Annotated in this window: 12 protein-coding genes and 1 riboswitch; of the genes, 7 read left to right on the top strand and 5 right to left on the bottom strand. The window is 59.1% G+C overall.

Features of this window, described 5'->3' with window-relative positions:
• The first annotated feature begins 198 nt into the window (after positions 1-198).
• The 7 genes from dnaA to VSR71_RS25665 all read left to right on the top strand — a co-directional run bounded on the left by dnaA (position 199) and on the right by VSR71_RS25665 (position 13846).
• Positions 199-2013 carry a chromosomal replication initiator protein DnaA gene (gene dnaA / locus VSR71_RS25695; protein WP_342916603.1) on the top strand — a complete coding sequence of 605 codons (1815 nt, stop codon included), beginning with the start codon at positions 199-201 and terminating at the stop codon, positions 2011-2013.
• 358 nt (positions 2014-2371) lie between these two features.
• Entirely contained in the window at positions 2372-3487 is a 1116-nt protein-coding gene (gene dnaN / locus VSR71_RS25690; RefSeq protein WP_115663442.1) for a DNA polymerase III subunit beta, read from the top strand.
• Positions 3488-3729: 242 nt separating this feature from the next.
• Positions 3730-6255 carry a DNA topoisomerase (ATP-hydrolyzing) subunit B gene (gene gyrB / locus VSR71_RS25685; protein WP_342916602.1) on the top strand — a complete coding sequence of 842 codons (2526 nt, stop codon included), beginning with the start codon at positions 3730-3732 and terminating at the stop codon, positions 6253-6255.
• 636 nt (positions 6256-6891) lie between these two features.
• The gene (locus VSR71_RS25680) at positions 6892-10410 is read left to right on the top strand and encodes a class I SAM-dependent DNA methyltransferase (RefSeq protein WP_342916601.1); all 3519 of its coding nucleotides are present in this window, start codon (positions 6892-6894) and stop codon (positions 10408-10410) included.
• A gap of 496 nt (positions 10411-10906) precedes the next feature.
• A riboswitch (SAM-I-IV-variant riboswitch) is annotated at positions 10907-11012 on the top strand.
• A gap of 28 nt (positions 11013-11040) precedes the next feature.
• The gene (locus tag VSR71_RS25675; RefSeq protein WP_342916600.1) at positions 11041-11469 is read left to right on the top strand and encodes a DUF3293 domain-containing protein; all 429 of its coding nucleotides are present in this window, start codon (positions 11041-11043) and stop codon (positions 11467-11469) included.
• Positions 11470-11594: 125 nt separating this feature from the next.
• Entirely contained in the window at positions 11595-12737 is a 1143-nt protein-coding gene (gene metK / locus VSR71_RS25670) for a methionine adenosyltransferase (RefSeq protein ID WP_342916599.1), read from the top strand.
• A 128-nt stretch (positions 12738-12865) separates the two neighbouring features.
• Positions 12866-13846, top strand: a complete 981-nt coding sequence (locus VSR71_RS25665; RefSeq protein ID WP_342916598.1) for an ADP-ribosylglycohydrolase family protein — start codon at positions 12866-12868, stop codon at positions 13844-13846.
• A gap of 395 nt (positions 13847-14241) precedes the next feature.
• On the opposite strand, the gene VSR71_RS25660 is transcribed toward VSR71_RS25665, so the two are convergent.
• From VSR71_RS25660 to VSR71_RS25640, 5 genes are all read right to left on the bottom strand, one after another.
• Positions 14242-15318 carry a serine/threonine-protein kinase gene (locus VSR71_RS25660; RefSeq protein ID WP_342916597.1) on the bottom strand — a complete coding sequence of 359 codons (1077 nt, stop codon included), beginning with the start codon at positions 15316-15318 and terminating at the stop codon, positions 14242-14244.
• 47 nt (positions 15319-15365) lie between these two features.
• Positions 15366-16421 (bottom strand): protein kinase domain-containing protein, encoded by a 1056-nt coding sequence (locus VSR71_RS25655; protein WP_342916596.1) that lies wholly within the window; start codon positions 16419-16421, stop codon positions 15366-15368.
• A 23-nt stretch (positions 16422-16444) separates the two neighbouring features.
• Positions 16445-17317 carry a hypothetical protein gene (locus VSR71_RS25650; RefSeq protein WP_342916595.1) on the bottom strand — a complete coding sequence of 291 codons (873 nt, stop codon included), beginning with the start codon at positions 17315-17317 and terminating at the stop codon, positions 16445-16447.
• 406 nt (positions 17318-17723) lie between these two features.
• Positions 17724-18923, bottom strand: coding sequence for an XRE family transcriptional regulator (locus VSR71_RS25645; RefSeq protein WP_342916594.1), 1200 nt, complete (start codon positions 18921-18923; stop codon positions 17724-17726).
• The gene (locus VSR71_RS25640) at positions 18920-19399 is read right to left on the bottom strand and encodes an alpha/beta hydrolase (RefSeq protein WP_342916593.1); all 480 of its coding nucleotides are present in this window, start codon (positions 19397-19399) and stop codon (positions 18920-18922) included. Before VSR71_RS25640 ends, VSR71_RS25645 begins: the two co-directional genes overlap by 4 nt.
• Positions 19400-19853: the final 454 nt, after the last annotated feature.

The following is a 19853-nucleotide window of genomic DNA, read 5'->3' as shown; positions in this document are numbered from 1 at the left end:
TCCGCGAAAAACGCATGAGTCAAACGCGCACAGTGCGGCGAGTCGGTCGCTCGCTGGCTGGCGCACGGCATGTCGCGGGGGTACGCCAACTGGTAGTGATTACCAGTTCGGCTAGCAAGACCCGGTCGACGCAACGTAAACGCCGCTTGTGACGTGCCCGGGCCGCGATCCCCGGGTGCCACTACTAAACAACAAACAATGCAAGATTTCTGGCAGGCGGCAGCCGCGCAACTCGAGCGCGAGCTGACGCCGCAACAGTTCAAAACGTGGATCAAGCCGCTGGCGCCCGTTGCGTTCGATGAAGAAACGCATGCGCTGCGGATTGCTGCGCCCAACCGTTTCAAGCTCGACTGGGTCAAGAGCCAGTTTTCGGGGCGCATCACCGCACTGGCCTGCGAGTACTGGGAAGCGCAGGTCAGCGTCCAGTTCGTGCTCGATCCCGCGGCCTCCGGCCGTGCCGCCGCCTATATGCAGGCGCCGCAACCGGCCATCGGGCCGGGCGCGCATGCGCAGGGCGGCGCCATGGGCATGCCGGGCATGGACGGCCACGCAGCCCCGGGTACGGGGATGGGCGGCTACCCGGGCGGCCAGCAGATGGGCGCGCAGGCGCCCTACCCCATGGCCGGCCAATCCGGCCAATCCGGCCATTCCGGCCAGCCTGGCTATGGCGACTATCCCGCCGCCGCTCCCTACGGCATGGGCCAGCCGCCGTACGGCAATCCGTCCGCGGCACCAATCCCGGCCGGCGCGCGTGCGCCGATGCCCGGCATGGGCCAGCAGCACAGTGGCCAGATGGGCCAGATGGGTGCCCATGGCAACCAGCACGCCAGCGACATGGGCGATATCGACGTGCTCCACATGGACCCCGCCGAAGCCAGCGCCCGCTCCTACCGCGTTCAGCCGCAGCAGCCACACCAGCCGCACCCGTCGCAGCAAGCGATGGGCGGCGCCAACGGCATGCCCGGCCACCAGCCCAGCGACACGGTCCACGAGCGCTCGCGCCTGAACCCGATCCTGACCTTCGACAACTTCGTCACCGGCAAGGCCAACCAGCTGGCGCGCGCCGCCGCCATCCAGGTCGCCAACAACCCCGGCAAGTCCTACAACCCGCTGTACCTGTACGGCGGCGTGGGCCTGGGCAAGACCCACCTGATCCATTCCATCGGCAACCACATGCTGATGGAGAACCCGCGCGCGCGCATCCGCTACATCCACGCCGAGCAGTACGTGTCCGACGTGGTGAAGGCGTACCAACGCAAGGCGTTCGACGAGTTCAAGCGCTACTACCACTCGCTCGACCTGCTGCTGATCGACGATATCCAGTTCTTCTCCGGCAAGAACCGCACGCAGGAAGAGTTCTTCTACGCCTTCGAGGCCCTGATCGCCAACCGGGCGCAGGTGATCATCACCAGCGATACCTACCCCAAGGAAATCACCGGCATCGACGACCGCCTGATCTCGCGCTTCGACTCCGGCCTGACCGTGGCGATCGAGCCGCCCGAGCTGGAAATGCGCGTGGCGATCCTGATGAAGAAGGCCGCCGCCGAGAACGTGAACGTTCCGGAAGAAGTCGCCTTCTTTGTCGCCAAGCACCTGCGCTCCAACGTGCGCGAGCTGGAAGGCGCGCTGCGCAAGATCCTGGCGTTCAGCAACTTCCACGGCAAGGACATCACCATCGAGGTGACGCGCGAAGCGCTGAAGGACCTGCTGACGGTGCAGAACCGGCAGATCTCGGTGGAGAACATCCAGAAGACCTGCGCGGATTTCTACAACATCAAGGTCGCTGACATGTACTCGAAAAAGCGGCCTGCCAATATTGCCCGTCCGCGCCAGATCGCGATGTACCTGGCCAAGGAGCTGACGCAGAAGAGCCTGCCCGAGATCGGCGAGCTGTTCGGCGGCCGCGACCACACCACCGTGCTGCACGCCGTGCGCAAGATCGCCGACGAACGCAGCAAGGATGCGCAGCTCAACCACGAGCTGCACGTGCTGGAGCAGACGCTCAAGGGTTGATGCGCGCAGTCCTGGCTGGAAGTCAGTTTTGAAGGGCCGGCCCCCTGGGGCTGGCATACTGTAGGGTGCGCGCCACGGACAACCCGTGGCGCCTGGGGAATTAACGTCAGCATCGCCGGAGCAAAAGTCCGGAAAGTGGCCACCGATAAGGCTTTGCGGTGAGTCGGGCCGGGATGGCAGGCGCGTTCAGTGCCAGCGTGGCTTTTTGTGCACAGCTGGCCCGCCGGCCGGTCCCGCCCCGCTTCACCGCAGCGGCTTATCCTTGGTACAATGGCACATTAACTCCTTGATTCCTAAGTGAATTTGGAGTTGTTTGCGTTCTGCGGTCGCCGACTACAAACGACGAAGGATAAATTCAATGCAATTGGTCAAAACCTCGCGAGACAACCTGCTGCGTCCGCTGCAAATCGTGAGCGGCATCGTGGAGCGCCGCCACACCCTCCCGATCCTGGCCAACCTGCTGATTCGCAAGTCCGGGTCGAACGTGTCCTTCCTGTCGACCGACATCGAAATCCAGATCACCACGCATGCGGAATGCGGCGTCGGCAACGACAGCGTCGCCACCACCGTGGCCGCGCGCAAGCTGCTCGACATCCTGCGTGCCATGCCTGACGGCGACGTGGCCCTGTCGCTCAACGACAAGCGCATGACCGTGCAATCCGGCAAGAGCCGCTTTGCCCTGCAGACGCTCGCCGCCGAAGAATTCCCGACCGTTGCCGAAGCCAGCGAATTCAACGCCAGCGTCACGCTGCCGCAGAAGACCTTCAAGCACCTGCTGGCGATGGTCCACTTCGCCATGGCGCAGCAGGACATCCGCTACTACCTGAACGGCATGCTGCTGGTGGTAGAAGGCAAGAAGGTCATGGCAGTCGCCACCGACGGCCACCGCCTGGCCTACTGCGGCGTCGAGCTGGAGAACGAAGCCGCTGGTGTCGGCTCGCGCCAGGAAGTCATCATCCCGCGCAAGACCATCCTGGAACTGCAGCGCCTGCTGGAAGACAACGACGATCCGGTGACGGTGCAGCTGGCCGCCAACCAGGTCAAGTTCACGTTCGCCAATATCGAACTGATCTCCAAGCTGGTGGAAGGCAAGTTCCCCGACTTCCAGCGCGTGATCCCCAAGGGCTACAAGAACGCCTTCGCGATCGACCGCGTGCGCCTGCAGCAGGCGCTGCAACGCACCGCGATCCTGACCACCGACAAATTCAAGGGCGTGCGCTGCATCCTCGACACGCACATGCTCAAGATCAGCTCCACCAACGCCGACCAGGAAGAGGCGCAAGAAGAGCTCGAACTCGATTACTCGGGCGACGCGCTCGATATCGGCTTCAACGTGACCTACCTGCTCGACGTCCTTGCCAACCTCAAGACCGAGCAAGTGCAGGTCAGCCTCGGCGACTCGAATTCGAGTGCGCTGATTACCGTGCCGGAAGACGACAACTTCAAGTACGTCGTCATGCCGATGCGCATCTGATGATCCGGTAACAGGACACGCAGACCACGAGATACCGGAGCAGCAAACGGCACGCTTTGACACCCGGCCCGGCCGGGACGTCCTGGGGATGACCATCCCGCAGCGGGGGCAGGATCGAAATGACGATCCGCCCCTTTTGCCGTTTTTAGTAACCCGCCATGCGGACCCTGCGAGGCCCGCCGCCAGCGTGAAAATCATGCCGGCCAGGCCCCAATTCCGCATTCGCCGCAAGTAGGAAAGACATGACCGAACAGCAGAAACCGCAACAGGAAAACACCTACGGAGCCTCCTCGATCCAGATCCTGGAAGGCCTGGAGGCGGTACGCAAGCGCCCGGGCATGTATATCGGCGACACGTCGGACGGCACCGGCCTGCACCACCTCGTGTTCGAGGTGCTGGACAACTCCATCGATGAAGCGCTGGCCGGCTACTGCACTGAGATCCAGGTCACCATCCACAGCGACAACTCGATCTCCATCGTCGACAACGGCCGCGGCATCCCGCCCCTGGTCAAGTTCGACGACAAGCACGAACCCAAGCGCAGCGCGGCGGAAATCGCCATGACCGAGCTGCACGCCGGCGGCAAGTTCAACCAGAACAGCTACAAGGTCTCCGGCGGCCTGCACGGCGTGGGCGTGTCCTGCGTGAACGCGCTCTCCAAGTGGCTGCGCCTGACCGTGCGCCGCGACGGCCAGGTCCACCTGATCGAATTCGCCAAGGGCGATGTGCAGAACCGCATCGTCGAGACCGTGCCCGGCCCCGACGGCCAGCCCGTTGAAGTCTCCCCGATGAAGGTCATCGGCGCCACCGACAAGCGCGGCACCGAAGTCCACTTCCTGGCCGACGAAGAAATCTTCACCAACGTCGAGTTCCACTACGAGATCCTCTCCAAGCGCATTCGCGAGCTCTCGTTCCTGAACAACGGCGTCCATATCAAGCTGGTCGACCAGCGCACCGGCAAGGAAGAAGACTTTGCCTTCTCCGGTGGCGTGAAGGGCTTTGTTGAATACATCAACCGCTCCAAGAGCGTGCTGCACCCCACCATCTTCTACGCCAATACCGAAAAAGACGGTATCGCCGTGGAAGTGGCCATGCAGTGGAACGACGGCTACAACGAGCAGGTGCTCTGCTTCACCAACAACATCCCGCAGCGGGATGGCGGCACCCACCTGACCGGCCTGCGCGCCGCGATGACCCGGGTCATCAACAAGTACATCGAAGAAAACGAAGTCGCCAAGAAAGCCAAGGTGGAAACCACCGGCGACGACATGCGCGAAGGCCTGTCGTGCGTGCTCTCCGTCAAGGTGCCCGAGCCCAAGTTCAGCTCGCAGACCAAGGACAAGCTGGTCTCGTCCGAAGTGCGCCTGCCGGTGGAAGAACTCGTCGGTAAGGCCCTGAACGACTTCCTGCTGGAAACCCCGGGCGACGCCAAGATCATCTGCGGCAAGATCGTAGACGCCGCCCGCGCCCGCGAAGCCGCCCGCAAGGCCCGCGAAATGACCCGGCGCAAGGGCCTGATGGACGGCATGGGCCTGCCCGGCAAACTGGCCGACTGCCAGGAAAAAGACCCCGCCCTGTCCGAACTCTTCCTGGTGGAGGGTGACTCCGCAGGCGGCTCCGCCAAGCAGGGCCGCGACCGTAAGTTCCAGGCCATCCTGCCGCTCAAGGGCAAGATCCTGAATGTAGAGCGCGCCCGCTTCGACAAGATGCTGTCCAGCCAGGAAGTGCTGACGCTGATCACCGCGCTGGGCACCGGCATCGGCAAGGACGACTACAACCTGGAAAAGCTGCGCTACCACCGCATCATCATCATGACCGACGCGGACGTGGACGGCTCCCACATCCGCACGCTGCTGCTGACGTTCTTCTACCGGCAGATGCCTGACATCATCGAGCGCGGTTATGTGTATATCGCGCAGCCGCCGCTGTACAAGATCAAGCACGGCAAGGAAGAGCGGTATATCAAGGATGATGTCGAGCTCAATGCTTATCTGTTGAAGCTGGCGATGGAGAAGGCGTCGCTGGTGCGGCCGGATGGGTCGGAGATCAGTGGGGATGCGCTGACCGAGCTGGCGCGGCAATATCAGCTGACCGAGGGCGTGATTGGCCGCTTGTCGCGCGTTGTGGATACCGACGCCCTGCGTGCCATTGCGGACGGCGTGACGCTGGACCTGGATAGCGCTGCGGCGGCGGAGGCTTCAGCGGTGGCGCTGAAGTCCAAGCTGGCGGAGATGCATGCCAAGACGTTGATTGGCGCTGCCGTCAACGACGATGGCACGGCTGATGTGTATGCGCAGTTTGATGAGAAGACTGACAAGCATCGGTTGATGATTGCGCGGCGTCATCATGGCAATGTGCGGCTGTCGCATCTGGATGCGGACTTTGTCCACGGGGCGGATTATGCGGCCCTGTCCAATGCGGCCAAGACGTTCCAGGGGCTGACGCCGGAGGGGACCAAGGTGCAGCGCGGGGAAGGGGACAAGCTGAGGGATCAGACTGTCAATGACTTCCATGGGGCGATGCAGTGGCTGCTTTCGGAAGCGGAGCGTGGGGTTTCTCGTCAGCGGTATAAGGGGCTGGGGGAGATGAATCCTGAGCAGTTGTTTGAGACCACCCTAGACGTGACCCAGCGTCGTCTGCTGAAGGTGCAGATTGAGGATGCTATTGCTGCTGACCAGATCTTTACTACGCTGATGGGGGATGAAGTGGAGCCGCGGCGGAACTTTATTGAGAGTAATGCGTTGGTGGCGCGGAATATTGATGTTTGATCGGTGTGGGTTGTTGTAGGAAACCGGAATTAGCTGGACTACAGACCAGTTTGCTGGACTGGAAATCCGGAAATAGCTGGACTGGAGTGCGGCACTATCGGTGCAGTACTCCATTTGTGCAGGTAACGCCATTTACGTGTTTTCACGATCTTCCGTGAAATCTATGAAACTCGCTTGATTTGGTAGGATCTTTGGTTTGCGTTGTCTCGTGAGACGTCGTTACGGCCTCTCAGGTTGTTGATAACGAGGCGAACGGTTGGCTTAGATTCCCAATCTATGCTCGTCACTAGGCGCGCCTGTGGCGTCGCGTTGTACCAAGAAGACTATTCTTGGCCCTGGGAGGCATACTCCCGTTTCGCGACGGCCGCCTCTACTGATCCACTTCCGGACGCACTACAGCAGGCTTTGGAGTCATTCCTGCAAACTGAGGCGCTGTTCGACAAATGGGGGCGCTCAGTCGATTCAGCACTATTTGCCGCGCCGACAATATCGTTGCTATCGGCGCCTGAACTCCTTCACGTCGCGTACCACTCAAGTTGGGGTCAAGATCGTTGCCGCGGAGCTGTATCCTAGCTGACACAGCTGCCCTCAGCCAAATATTGGGTCTGGGTTCGGCGTCCGATATCATCTTGGCCCATGGAAAATACAACAAAGCTGCAGGCATTCATCCAACGTTGGCAAGGGGTGGCCGCGAGCGAAATCGCCACTGCGCAGTCATTTGTCATTGAACTGTGCGAATTGCTAGACGTGCCCAAGCCGCACCCGACGCCCACACAGGACTACATGTTTGAGCGTCCGGTCACCTTCCTGCACGGCGATGGGTCAAGAAGTGCCGGTCGCATTGACTGCTACCGGAGGGGACACTTCGTCCTTGAGGCGAAAAAGCTGAAGGCGGGCACAAACACAAAGGGCTTTGATGACGGCCTGCTGCGTGCCCGGAGTCAGGCGGAGGCCTATGCAAGAGCTTTGCCGGCCGAAGATGGTCGGCCACCCTTCGTGCTGGTGGTCGACGTGGGCACCGTAATAGAGGTGTATGCTGAGTTCAGTCGTACGGGGGGGACTTATATACCATTTCCAGATCCTCGCAGTCATCGCATTTCCCTGGCTGACTTGACGAAGCCCAAGATACTGGAGTGTCTGCGCTTGATTTGGACTGATCCGGATGCCCTTAATCCGGCTCGCATTAGCGCTAAAGTGACACGCGAGGTCTCACAGCAGCTTGCAACTCTAGCGCGTTCGCTGGAAGGAGCAGGGTATGCCTCGCACGATGTCGCGGCCTACCTATCACGCTGTCTGTTCAGCATGTTTGCTGAAGATGTGGAACTACTGCCAAATCGTTCCTTTCACGCGCTACTGCGGCAGCACCGCGAAGACCCGCTGACGTTGCAGCAAATTTTGCGTGTCCTTTGGGCCGATATGGACCGAGGAGGCTTCTCTGCAGCCCTGGTCAAGCCAGTTCTTAGGTTCAACGGAAAACTGTTTAAAGGCGCCGAGGCAGACGGATACAGTTTGCTATTGACGACCGAGCAAATCGACCTACTTATTCAGGCTGCGCGGGCCAACTGGCGCGAAGTTGAGCCAGCCATCTTCGGCACGCTGCTGGAGCGCGCACTCGACCCGACCGAGCGGCATGCACTTGGAGCACACTATACCCCACGAGCTTACGTAGAGCGGTTAGTAATGCCGACAGTGATTGAACCCTTACGAGCCGAATGGGCAAATGCACAGGCCGCAGCCCTGATGCTGGCACGCGAAGCTACGGAGCTGGAGGCCCACCCTCCCGAAGTCAAGACTAAGAAGGACTTTGCTGCACTGGACCGTCATAATGCCGCCGTGCGTTCTAAGTGGCGTGAATCCCAGCAACAGGTGAAGGATTTCCTACACCGCTTATGCACGCTGCGGGTGCTGGACCCCGCTTGTGGCAGCGCGAACTTTCTTTACGTTACGCTGGAGCACTTGAAGCGTCTTGAAGGCGAAGTGCTAAACCAGCTCACCGCGCTCGGTGATACGCAAAGCGCGCTCGATCTTGGGCGTGAAACGGTGACCTTGCGGCAGCTGCGCGGCATTGAACTGAATGAGCGAGCTGCAACTCTTGCAGAGCTGGTGCTCTGGATTGGCTTCTTGCAGTGGCACATCCGTACCAATGGCAATGCAAGCGTGGCAGAGCCGGTGGTGCATGATTACGGAAATATTGAACACCGTGATGCCGTCTTGACCTACGAGCGGCAAGAGCCAGTGGTCGATGCGAATGGGCGAGCAATGACACGGTGGGACGGCGTGACTACTAAGCTACACCCAATTACCGGCCAGCCAGTCCCTGACGAAACCGCGCAGGTGGAGCAGTGGTGCTACGTTTCCCCGGGCAAGGCTTCCTGGCCAGATGCCGACTTCATTGTGGGTAACCCTCCTTTTATCGGTAACAAGCGTATGAGGACGGCGTTGGGGGATGGTTACGTCGATGCTTTGCGTGCGGCATGGCCGGATGTGCCAGAGAGCGCAGATTTCGTAATGTACTGGTGGCAGCAAGCTGCCGAGACTGTGCGTACTGGCAAGGCGGAGCGCTTTGGCCTCATCACGACCAACAGCCTGACAATGATATTTAATCGACGGGTGATTGAGGCGAACCAGTCCGCTAACCCGCCACTGAGCCTGGCCTTTGCGGTGCCAGATCATCCCTGGGTAGACAGTGCCGACGGCGCGGCAGTACGCATCTCCATGTCTGCGGGAGTGCAAGGAAACGGTCCGGGGAGGCTGTTGACAGTCACTGAGGAGTGCGAGGCGGAGAACGGCGAAGTCGAAGTCCAGTTTGATACCCAACTCGGAGTAATACACCCGGACCTGAAAATTGGCGCCAATCTCACGAGCACTGCAAAGCTGCGTGCTAATTCCGGATTAAGTTCTATGGGCATGATGAGGGCTGGTAAAGGCTTCATCTTGAAAAGTGAATCCATGGCGCGCACTTTAGGTCTGGGAGAGATTTCCGCTCTTAGCCAACGCATTAGGCCGTTTCGTAGCGGAAAGGACCTTACGGACCGCCCTCGAGGTTACTGGCTGATTGATCTCTACGGTTTAACCGAGGAAGAGGTTCGCGCGCAGTTTCCAAGCGTCTATCAATGGGTTCTTGAGCGGGTGAAGCCGGAGCGCGACGTAAATCGGCGCCCGCGCCTCCGTGACCAATGGTGGATCTTCGGCGAACCTCGCCAAGGTCTGCGTGCAGCGTTGATGAGGCTACCGCGTTATATCGCTACTGTTGAAACGGCGAAGCACCGCCTCTTTGTTTTTCTTGAGGCGGCAATATTGCCTGACCACAAATTGGTAGCCATAGCAAGCGACAGCGCACTGCATTTGGGTGTGTTATCAAGCACGTTGCACGCCGAGTGGGCTCTTGCGACGGGTGGCACGCTGGAGGACAGACCCGTCTACAGTAAATCCCGGTGTTTTGATCCGTTCCCGTTTCCTGATACCGATACAGGTCTTACGCCGCAGCTAGCGGAGCGCATTTGTCGCCTCGCTGAACAAATTGATGCCCATCGCAAGCGACAGCAGGCTGCTCATGCGCAACTGAAATTAACAGCGATCTACAACGTATTAGAGAAGTTGCGTAGCGGCGAAGCATTGACTGCCAAAGACAAGACTGTCAATGAGCATGGGCTTGTCAGCCTGCTCAAGAGCTTACATGACGAACTGGATATTGCTGTGATGCAAGCCTACGGTTGGTCTGATTTGCCATTGCCTCCCGATACTGCGGTCTTATTGGAGCGACTCGCCACCCTGAATGCAAAGCGTGCGTCCGAGGAAGCTGCAGGGACGGTGCGATGGCTGCGCCCAGAATTCCAACAAGCCAACGTGGCTGCACAGATTGCAATCGAGGTTGATGACGAGGCTGACTTGGATGAAGAAGCAGAATCTACGCTTCCGTCCAAGACCAAAGCTCCGACTCCCCGCCCTTGGCCCAACGGGCTCACGGAGCAAATCAAGACGGTTGCGGAGGTTTTGGCTCAAGCAGGTGCTGGGCTCGATCGAGACGAAATTGCTGCGCACTTCAGTGGACGTGGTCGATGGCGCGAACGCCTTCCTACGCTGCTGGATACTCTAGTAGCACTTGGTCGTGCCCGTGTTAGCCCGGACGGTCGGTGGGCAGACATCAGCCGCTAAAAGGCGATCGTGGTTCGCGATCATGGGCGGATATCGATGTCCGCCATTAGTGCGCAATGCGATGTCGAACTCAATGACGCCACGCCGAGGTCCGCCGACTGCAGCGAACTCACTCAGCGGTGCCACCTCGGCGCTCTCTGCGCATCATCCACTCCGGATGAAGATCTCGGCCTGCGCCCGTACAACCCATTGACGCAATTCCTGTCCGCAGCAGTCTACTTCTGCTGAGCTAAACGTCGCCGCACCGTGGAGGTCTGAATGCAAAGGTATTGATGCAGTATCACGAAACGGACCGGCAACTGGATCCTTGCTCACCGTGTAGAAACCACTGGCGCGCTTGAGTACGAAGTTATCTGTGGCGACTCGTTCACCTCGGTCAAGGATAGCTCAAAGAACCGACCACTTCGTCTTCCACCACAACCGGAATTGCCGACCATTCTCCTGTAATTGCAATTGCAGATCGGTTGACAGATTGTGGAAGCTCGTGCTTTAATCTTCTCTACATTTGGAAATGGGTCGACGCCCATGCCAACCTGCCTCCCCGGGCAAGGTGGATCGCGAAAGCGGATGTGGCTCCTTTAGGGGCAACCAAGCGGGTAACGCGTCGACCCTCCTTGAACGGAGGGTTTTGTGTTTTCTGATTCAGAGATTCCTTTCGATGTCATCCAGGCTTACCTGGAGACGCACTACCACGTGCATGGCCGCGCGCCGACAACTTTGCAGGTGGGCGAGGCCAACGCATTGCTGGCCGCGCTGCACGAGACGGCTGGGGTGGCCTGCAGCGCCTTTCTCACAGCGTGTAATCCGTTCAGCCAGCAGCTGGAGCCGCCCCGCAATCTTGAGCTGCAGGAGGCATTGGCGGAGTCCCTTCAGCAACGCGGCCTCCGCTTCATCGGCGGTATTGGCCAGCATCCCGCGAACGGATGGCCGGGCGAGGAGAGCTTTCTCGTGCTTGGCCTCGCCTTGGACGACGCTAAGGCACTCGGCACGCAACTCGGCCAGAACGCTATTGTCTGGTCCGGAGCGGATGCCACGCCAAAACTACTTCTATTGCGATAGTTCCGGACGAACTCTGATTGAAAGACGGCTGGTCCGCCGTCCCGCATGGGGGAATGGACCGGGGGGATTTGTTCCAGCTTGCCGCCCCCGACATTTGGTCAAACGAGGCTAAACAGGAGAGATTCATGTCGATTCGCAACGGGCTGTTTTCCTCGGAATCGGTTTCCGCAGGCCATCCGGACAAATTGGCCGACCGCATTTCCGATCGCATCCTCGATGCCTTCCTTGCGCGCGATCCCCATGCACGTGTTGCTTGCGAGACGCTTCTGGCGGACCAGTGCGTGATTGTCGCCGGCGAGTTCAAGACCCAGCGTAGCGATGACTTCGAGGCGGTGCGCGAGTCTGCCGACGCGCTGGTGCGTGCTGTGCTGCGCGAGACCGGCTACCGCGATGCTGCAACGGGCATCGACCCGCAGCGCTGTGAAGTCCAGATCCGCTTCAATGGCCAGTCGCAGGACATCCACCAGGGGGTCGATCGTGCCGACGGCATCCTGGGCGCGGGGGACCAAGGGCTGATGTTCGGGTATGCCACTGATGAGACGCCAGAGCTGATGCCGGCGCCAATCGTCTACGCGCATCGGCTCGTGCGACGGCAGGCCGAGCTGCGGCAGCAGGGCACCTTGCCTTGGCTTTCGCCGGACGCGAAATCACAAGTCAGCTTCCGCTACGTCGACGGCAGGCCCACGCAGATCGAGGCCGTGGTCCTCTCGACGCAGCATGAAGCCGGCATCGAGCTGGAGGCGCTGCGCGTCGCCGTGCTGGAGCACGTTATCGAGCCGGTGATCCCGGTGCACTTGCGCGCCAAGGGACTGCGCTGTCTGATCAACCCGACCGGGCGCTTTGTCACGGGCGGCCCAAAGGGGGATGCCGGACTGACCGGCCGCAAGATCATCGTCGACACCTATGGCGGCGCGGCGCCCCACGGCGGTGGTGCGTTCTCCGGCAAGGATCCTTCCAAGGTGGACCGCTCGGCGGCTTACATGGCGCGTTACCTGGCCAGACAGGTGGTGGCGCGCGGCTGGGCGCGGCGTGCCCTGGTGCAGCTCGCCTACGCGATCGGCGAGGCGGATCCTGTCAGCTTCCTAGTTGAAACGTACGGGACTGAGGCCGAGCCACGGCGCGACATCGCCGTGGAGCTTGCACGCGAGTTCGACCTGCGGCCGCAGGGCATCATCGAAACCCTGGACCTACTGCGCCCTATCTACTATCCGACCGCGGCCTACGGCCATTTCGGTCGTGAGGATGTCAGCCTGCCTTGGGAACAGTGAGAGGATGACCTGTGCGCCGACAGTGCTGCGAAGCCTGCGGGCGCGTCTGTGCCATGCGTGTGAAAGACAGGGCAGCAGTCGCCCGTGAGGCGGATGTTCCCCAGTAGAACAGTCGAGGAGGGTACCGAATGAGCCATGATGGATTTCTGGGGTTGGCGCAGCAGCACCCCGGCCACGCTAAGCTGGGTGGCCTGGTGGGCTTGCTGGTGGGCGATGCGCTTGGCGTACCGTATGAGTTTCACTCGGTGCAGCAGTTGCCAGCGCGCAAGGCAATCGAAATGCAGCCGCCGGCCGGATTTCCGCGCGCCCACACCGGGGTGCCAGTAGGAACCTGGTCTGACGACGGCGCGCAGGCCTTGTGTCTGCTGGTCACCCTGCTCGAGCAGGGACGATTCTCATTGGTCGATTTCGCAGACCGGCTGCTGCGCTGGCTGGACCGCGGCTATATGGCCGTCGATGGGAAGGTCTTCGATGTCGGTATCCAGACGGCAGATGCGCTGGACAACCTGCGCGACGGCGTGTCGCCGCGCGAGTCAGGCGGGTCCGAGGTAATGGACAACGGCAACGGCAGCCTGATGCGTTGTTTACCCTTGGCCCTCCTGCATAGAGGAACCGACCCGGCACTGGTGCGCGAGGCCCACCTGCAGTCGCTCCCCACGCATGGCCACGCGCGCTCGCGGATTGCGTGCGCCTTCTATTGCCTCGTTGCTACAGGCTACCTGCAAGGTCTTGCGGAGCCGTGGGCAACGGCAGATGGCCGTCTCGAAGAGGTCTACAAGGCATGGCCCGATTCGCACGAAGGCAGCGAATATCTCCGCGAGCTGCACGTCCTACGAAGTTTTCCAAAGCATGACGCACCGCGCGGCACGGGCTATGTGCTCGACACGATCTGGTCGGCACGGCGCGCGCTCGAAGAGTCGACGTTCGAGGACGTCGTCAGGACGGCCGTCCTGTTCGGAAATGACACCGACACGACTGCATGCGTCGCCGGCGGACTGGCAGGAATCCGCTTTGGGCTGGGCGGTATCCCCGCGCGATGGCTGAAGCAACTGCGTGGATATGAAATTGCTGCGCCGCTGATTCCTGCGTTGCTTGCAAAGAACCTCTGAATAATGCTGACGAGTACGGGTGACGGTTTTGCCGCCGGCTCGGCATTCAGCTCGGCCATCTCCACAGCCGACGAGCAACGAGCTACAAGGCGGAGACGGAGCTATGAGCAGCAGGGGGGCAATAGACGACGCCCCCCTTCCTGCTGCCAACGAGGTCTATGGCAAAAAATCTTGGCCCTATATCACCGTAATGAGTGTGGGCGTTTCCAAATATCCAGGGACGAAAATACTCGGCGAACCAATCCATGAAGTTGCTATCGTGATGCCAAAATGCTCCTTCTTCGAGATTTCACCCCCGAATTTTTCCAGTTTCACGCTACTTGCCCAGCGCGACGGGAATGCTGGCGAAGACAGTGTTAGTCAGGAGGAGCTAATCCCATTGCGCATTGCAGGCGTCAGCGGCGAAGTCCCAATACGGGGGCTGATCGGTCGTGAGGTACACCTGGATAGACACTGAAACTAACGCGCTGGCCTTGTTCGGGGCTGTCTTGCCCAAAAAATTCGGTAAGATGGAAAAACCAGCGTCGACGAGCAACATCGTCGGTAATCCTGCCAAAGTCGCCACGGTTTCCGTTGGAATATGTGCCAGGATATTCGGTGATGGTTCCGATCTTGCGAATGGCTGTGGCGTAACATAGTTGTTGGCACATTCGCATCACGTCTTCCGCTTTCGGTCTTGCGGCCGGGTTGACTTGGATGCAGGCCTCAATAATCCCCCAGAGTCCGTTCTCCAGCGCTTCCGTGTTCTTGTGCGTGCCAAACCAGGTCGGACGAGCAAGCTGTAGTGGGCCGCCGGACAGAAGCTTTGCAATGTTCATGAATGCTTGGCGTCCCGAGCCGAAAGGGGGCGTACCGTGGAGGAGATGATAGGCTACGCATCCAAGCGCCCAGATGTCCATGGGCTGTCCGGCATTCTTCCAGTCTTCCCAGCATTCAGGCGCCATGTAAGGAACGGCGCCAAGCAGGGTATTCGACGTGGTCAACGTACTCTGGTCTTGCTCGAACAGTTCGAGTTCAGCGGCGATCTCGGATTCGGCTAGTTTTGCGATACCAAAGTCGGTCAATTTGATGACGTTGATACTTGCATCTGCGGAGGTCATCACGTTACTGGGCTTCAGATCACGATGACAGATGCCAACGCTATGCGCCTCATGTAAAGCCTTTGCGATATGGTGAATAACGTGTGCCGCCAGAGACGGGTCCATGAAGACAAACTCAGTTTCTAGACGGCGGCCGAGATCTACACCGACAATGTACTCTTCGACCAGAAACGTCAGATCCGCATCTTCATAGTAGTCAAATGTGGCGGCGACGTTGTGGTGATGGACACGTGCCCCCATTTCGGCACCGCGGCGGAACCTACGATCCTTAATACCGGCTTTCGGCGTCTTTACGACTACTTCTCGTTCTAGAGTTCGATCGAAGCAAACGTAGACTTCTTGCATGCCGCCAGCGGCAAGGAAGTTTTTCACTTCATAGCGCTCTGCTAACACAACGCCGGGGGGGAACCGATGACCACTCATAGCATAACTTCCGGATGCGAAGACGAGAAAGTAACCCACTGCCTGCCACGCTCGATCCCAAAAGTTAGTACGCAGGAGTCTGGGAGAGTTGCACCCACGAGTGCAGGCGCGTTGTTGACGAAAACATGGGGTACCACTTCGTCTATTCGAAATACCAGTCCGTCGTAACTGACCTTGAGGACGCCCAGATTGCCGATCTTGATTCGAGCATTTCGCTGTGCGTCAGAAAGTTCGTAGACCATTTCCTTATCCACCACGAAAATTCCCCGGTGTTGCCATCGAACCAGATGCGCCCCCAGCAACCTGCAAAGGGCCGCAGCGCTCGGTCGCCGCAAAGGGTCAGTGGCCAGGCAGGTATCAAGGAATGCAGCAACATCTTCTGGCAGATCAGGCAGTGCTGATTTGATCGACGGGGCGGCACCTGACTGTTGAGGCGGCATCTCCAACAGTACCGGTGGCAGGGCCGACGAAGCTAGAGCCCAAGCACATATCCCGAACGCATAAATATCCATCGGCGAATTGATCGCTGTTCCTGCCACGTATAGCTCCGGAGCCGCATAAACCATCGTGCCTCGATTCGTGACCGTCCGGTAGTCAGGGCCGGTTGTTGAGATGCCAAAGTCAAACAGCTTCAAGATGCCCGACGCGGAGTCCTTCAGATTCTCCAGCTTGAGGTCGCGATGGACAATGCCAGCCGCATGCAGGTCAGATAGGGCGAGGGCAATTTGGTAAAGCGCCTTGAGGTAGCTATTGATATCGCCTGGCGCCTCCTGCCAGAACTGGGCGTAGTCACGTCCTTCCAGTAGCTCGATGATAATTCCCTGAACGACCCCTGCGCGATCTGTAATGACATCGTAGATCTCGACAACGTGGCGGGATCGAGCCCGCGAAAGCGCACGGACCTCATTAGCGAGTTGCGCATTGTTGTCCGCGTCATGCATTGACTTAAACAACACAGTGCGTTCGAGATATGTGTCGTGGACAGGTTGAACTGCTCCGAAGCCACCTGGGATCAGCGTGGCCGTCAGTGGCTTGTATCTATCTGGAAGCATAAAGACCCGATTATTATTGTTTGTCAGTCATCCCGGTCGGTGGAAATTTCGACCTTTGGCTTTATTGCTGCTTGGTGTTGTTCCTTACCTTGCCGCTCATCCGCCTTCACATCGAAAGCGAGCTGTCGCGAGTCCTCTTCCTTGGGCTGCGGCGGCTTCTTTCGCGCCTGCTGGTTCTTGCGCGGCTTTGACGGGCGCTTTGGTGCCTCATGCGTGTCCACGGGCTTTGCTTGCCCCTCGTTGTGCAATGGGCCACCCGACATAGCTCGCTCGCTGGATTCCATAAGAACGAGTTTTGTGTCGCCATGCCAGACGGTCGCGCGTCCTCGTCGGGATTCCACTGGATCGTTCCAGTCCACTGACCGTATCAGCTTCCGCACGTCGTCAATGGCGATGAGTGAAATGTTGTCTGTGCCGCCAGCCCAGGTAGCCAAAGCGATGACTCGCCGCATCGCGTCGGATGCTAGTTCTGCGTGCGACAAGACGGCTTTGAAGCCGTCAGGAGCCTCTTTCCAAGCGCCGTCCGAAGCAAGGATAGCTCCTTTCGAAAATCGGTCTCCGTCGATGAAATTGATTTTCAGATCGTTTGCCGTCCTCCCGGCTTCGCCGATGGCTTGCGAAAGACTTCCCATCAGGCCTCGCGCTCGCAGGGCCGACATGTCACCCGCAGGCAATTGTCTCAACTCATTCTCGAGCGTGTCGTCAATGCTCAGTTGAGTCAACTCACCAGACCGCCACGAAAAAATTCGACTGTCGCCAACGTTTGCGCCAACGATTTGCCCCTGAGCAGATCCTAGGATGATGCTCAAAGTTGTGGTCCCGCGTCCATGCAGCAAAGACCGAACTGAGTCATCTGAGGCACGGATTGCCGCACTCAACAAGGCTTTCATTGGCATGCCTCGGCTGCATGTCACTAGGACACCAATGATTGTCGCAATTGCAATGGAAGCGGCCGCGTCCCCCATCTCGGAACCACCAACTCCATCACAAAGAATCGCAGCGGTTAGCCGTTCACCATTCAGACTTGTCACTTGCACAAGTCCGTGTCGATCTTCGTTTCTGTGTCGCAGCAGTCCAGGATGGGTGCCCACGGCCACCCCCAGGCTCTCGATATGTCGGGACGCAGCCATTCTCCATGACGGCCCCCAGTACTCGCGTGCGACATCGCGGCAGACTGAAGATGCGACAACGCTACCGATTTCATCAAGCCAATGGTTCATCTGTTCGGCGGTTTGTTCGTTTGCTATCCGTTATGCGTCCACTGCGAGAGATTTCTTCTCTCTGACGCACACCAATTTCTGTTCACCGAAGGTTACGCGAGAAGGGCAGAACAGTTCCAGACCCAGCCTGAGTGCCAACAGTAGGTTTTCCGCTTCGCAACTGAGCCAGTTGGATAACTTCGCCGCTATGGGAAAAATATCCATCTGGTAGGGCGCAGAGCATTTCGACATCGCGCTGCCCCAAACCGAAATGCTTGGGCAAAAATTCACGTGGTACCAATTTTGAAGAGATAAGCAGCTCGACAGTTCGACGTAGCAGTCGAGGCTGCTCCGGCTTCCAAAGCTCATCGCCGGGCTCAGCCTTAACCCCCCAGCGTGCCGAGCGCCGCTTGAACAAGAGCTGTTTGTCATCTTCCGAGAGCACGCCAATCGCGACCAGTCGCATGATGATCGCTGCAACTGACACACCCCACCTCTGCTTGAGCAGTAAGAGGCTGTCCAAAGTGACAGGAGTGCGAACATCCATGGCTATGCTTTCCGCAGGTAAGAGGAATGCCCCCGCAAATCGGTGTGCTTGGCGCTCCAGCAAAGTGTGGCGTTCCTTTTCCTCTGCGCGACAAATGTGCCGATGCAGAATAAGATGTCCTAACTCGTGGGCTAGGTCGAACCTGCTTCTGAATGCATTCGCCTTATCTGCAGAGAGCAGAACGAAAGGGCGCTCAAGCGTGGCACTCCACGCGGACAATCCCTCTATCTGCGCCACCCCCGTCTCCTCTCTAACAAGCACGATGCCTGCGCTTTCCACTGCGAGTGCGAGGTCCGGGATGACGGCTGTCCCAAGTCCCCAAAGATGCCGACATCGCGTTGCGGCATCCTCGATATCGCTATCAGCAATTGCTTCCAGGTCGACAAAGTCGAAAGTGGGCAATCGGAGAGCAGGGAAGTCGACGTAGGAAGTCATTGCAAAGGCAACGTCCTCAGCCCACTCTAACCGTGCACCCAGCATCTCTCGCGCAGCGACGTGCGCCGATGCATTGCTCCTGTACAGCGGCATTGTGCTCTTGGGCAGTCGCTTCCTGGTGAACCACTCGGCCGTGACGTTCATCACCTGGGCCAGCCTTTCGAGCGCATCTGCCTCTGGCGCTTGAGACCCTGAACGCCACTTACTGATTGTCGCGGGGGAAACCCCAACCAGCCCAGCGAGTTGGGCCTGCGTAAGTCGGCGGGCGGCAAGTGCTTGCCGCAAACGTGCCGACTCAAATTCTGTAACACCCCTACTCATGTTCCTTCTCGGCGCTGCAAAACATCGCTCTTGAGCACTGGAACAGCAGCATCCAGTTGCTGAGTCACGACTTCGTACCTCTGGGCAAATAGCGCTAGCGGCTCTCTAAATAGCCAGCCATTCATATGGGGTTCGGGCACCGCAATGTCGACTGACAGCGGGGCATCAGGTTGATGCTTGAGGCTCCCGCTGAAGCAAGCCACAAAAAAAGCAGTGTCAGTGGAAATCTCGTTAGAAGCAGCAAAGAGGGCCCGTGTCTCGAAAAGCCCCGGTTGAACCAAGGGTTCAATCGCACGATTGCCATACGCCATCGCTCGACGGGCTCGACTGCAGCGGCCGTTGTGCCAAATGCCAGCGGAGATGTTGAAACGGCCTAAAGTGAAGATGCCAGCTTTGCCGACAACCACGGTGTTTCCCTGAATCGGCGTTGGGCTTGCGCCGGCCGCTTCAAGGGCATCGCTAAAAGCCTCGTTCATGTGGATATGCCTCATTTGGCCCAATGCCGTCGATCGATGCCCGTCCCGGATCCGCTCCGTCGCGGCAAAGCCTCGCTTCGCACCGGCGACCAGCGCATCTTCAACGCCAAGGATGAGGTCACGGGGAACATGCTTTAAAAGCAGCTCCGCAACGGGATGTTCGCGTACGTCGACCGTAAAGCAGGCTCCCCACTTGATTTCGCGTGTGTGGATCGTATCACCTGACTCTTTCGTGTAGCAAGAAATTGCCTCAATAATATTTCGTGTGAGACTTATGTGCCATTTTTAATGTTGGGCCGGATAGTGGGAGCGCCAAACGACGAAATTGGGGAAAAGCGACAGGAGGTTTTTGGGGGCGGAAGGCACCTGGCATCAGGGTTCGTTGACCTCACGAAACGTGAGCCTTGCCGTTCTGGCCACAGCCACCGGGCATGGTGTTTCCCTGTAGTCGTCA

The sequence above is a fragment of the Cupriavidus oxalaticus genome, from assembly GCF_038900635.1.
In the GTDB taxonomy this organism is placed as follows: domain Bacteria; phylum Pseudomonadota; class Gammaproteobacteria; order Burkholderiales; family Burkholderiaceae; genus Cupriavidus; species Cupriavidus oxalaticus_B.
The sequence above is the reverse complement of the archived record's forward strand: the minus strand, read 5'-3'. Positions and strand labels throughout refer to the sequence as shown.

What these genes read in the sequence shown, in the direction of transcription:
- dnaA (WP_342916603.1), top strand. Translation starts at nt 199, where the DNA reads ATGCAAGATTTCTGGCAGGCGGCAGCCGCGCAACTCGAGCGCGAGCTG.
- dnaN (WP_115663442.1), top strand. Translation starts at nt 2,372, where the DNA reads ATGCAATTGGTCAAAACCTCGCGAGACAACCTGCTGCGTCCGCTGCAA.
- gyrB (WP_342916602.1), top strand. Translation starts at nt 3,730, where the DNA reads ATGACCGAACAGCAGAAACCGCAACAGGAAAACACCTACGGAGCCTCC.
- VSR71_RS25680 (WP_342916601.1), top strand. Translation starts at nt 6,892, where the DNA reads ATGGAAAATACAACAAAGCTGCAGGCATTCATCCAACGTTGGCAAGGG.
- metK (WP_342916599.1), top strand. Translation starts at nt 11,595, where the DNA reads ATGTCGATTCGCAACGGGCTGTTTTCCTCGGAATCGGTTTCCGCAGGC.
- VSR71_RS25665 (WP_342916598.1), top strand. Translation starts at nt 12,866, where the DNA reads ATGAGCCATGATGGATTTCTGGGGTTGGCGCAGCAGCACCCCGGCCAC.
- VSR71_RS25655 (WP_342916596.1), bottom strand. Translation starts at nt 16,421, where the DNA reads ATGCTTCCAGATAGATACAAGCCACTGACGGCCACGCTGATCCCAGGT.
- VSR71_RS25650 (WP_342916595.1), bottom strand. Translation starts at nt 17,317, where the DNA reads ATGCCAATGAAAGCCTTGTTGAGTGCGGCAATCCGTGCCTCAGATGAC.
- VSR71_RS25645 (WP_342916594.1), bottom strand. Translation starts at nt 18,923, where the DNA reads ATGAGTAGGGGTGTTACAGAATTTGAGTCGGCACGTTTGCGGCAAGCA.
- VSR71_RS25640 (WP_342916593.1), bottom strand. Translation starts at nt 19,399, where the DNA reads ATGAACGAGGCTTTTAGCGATGCCCTTGAAGCGGCCGGCGCAAGCCCA.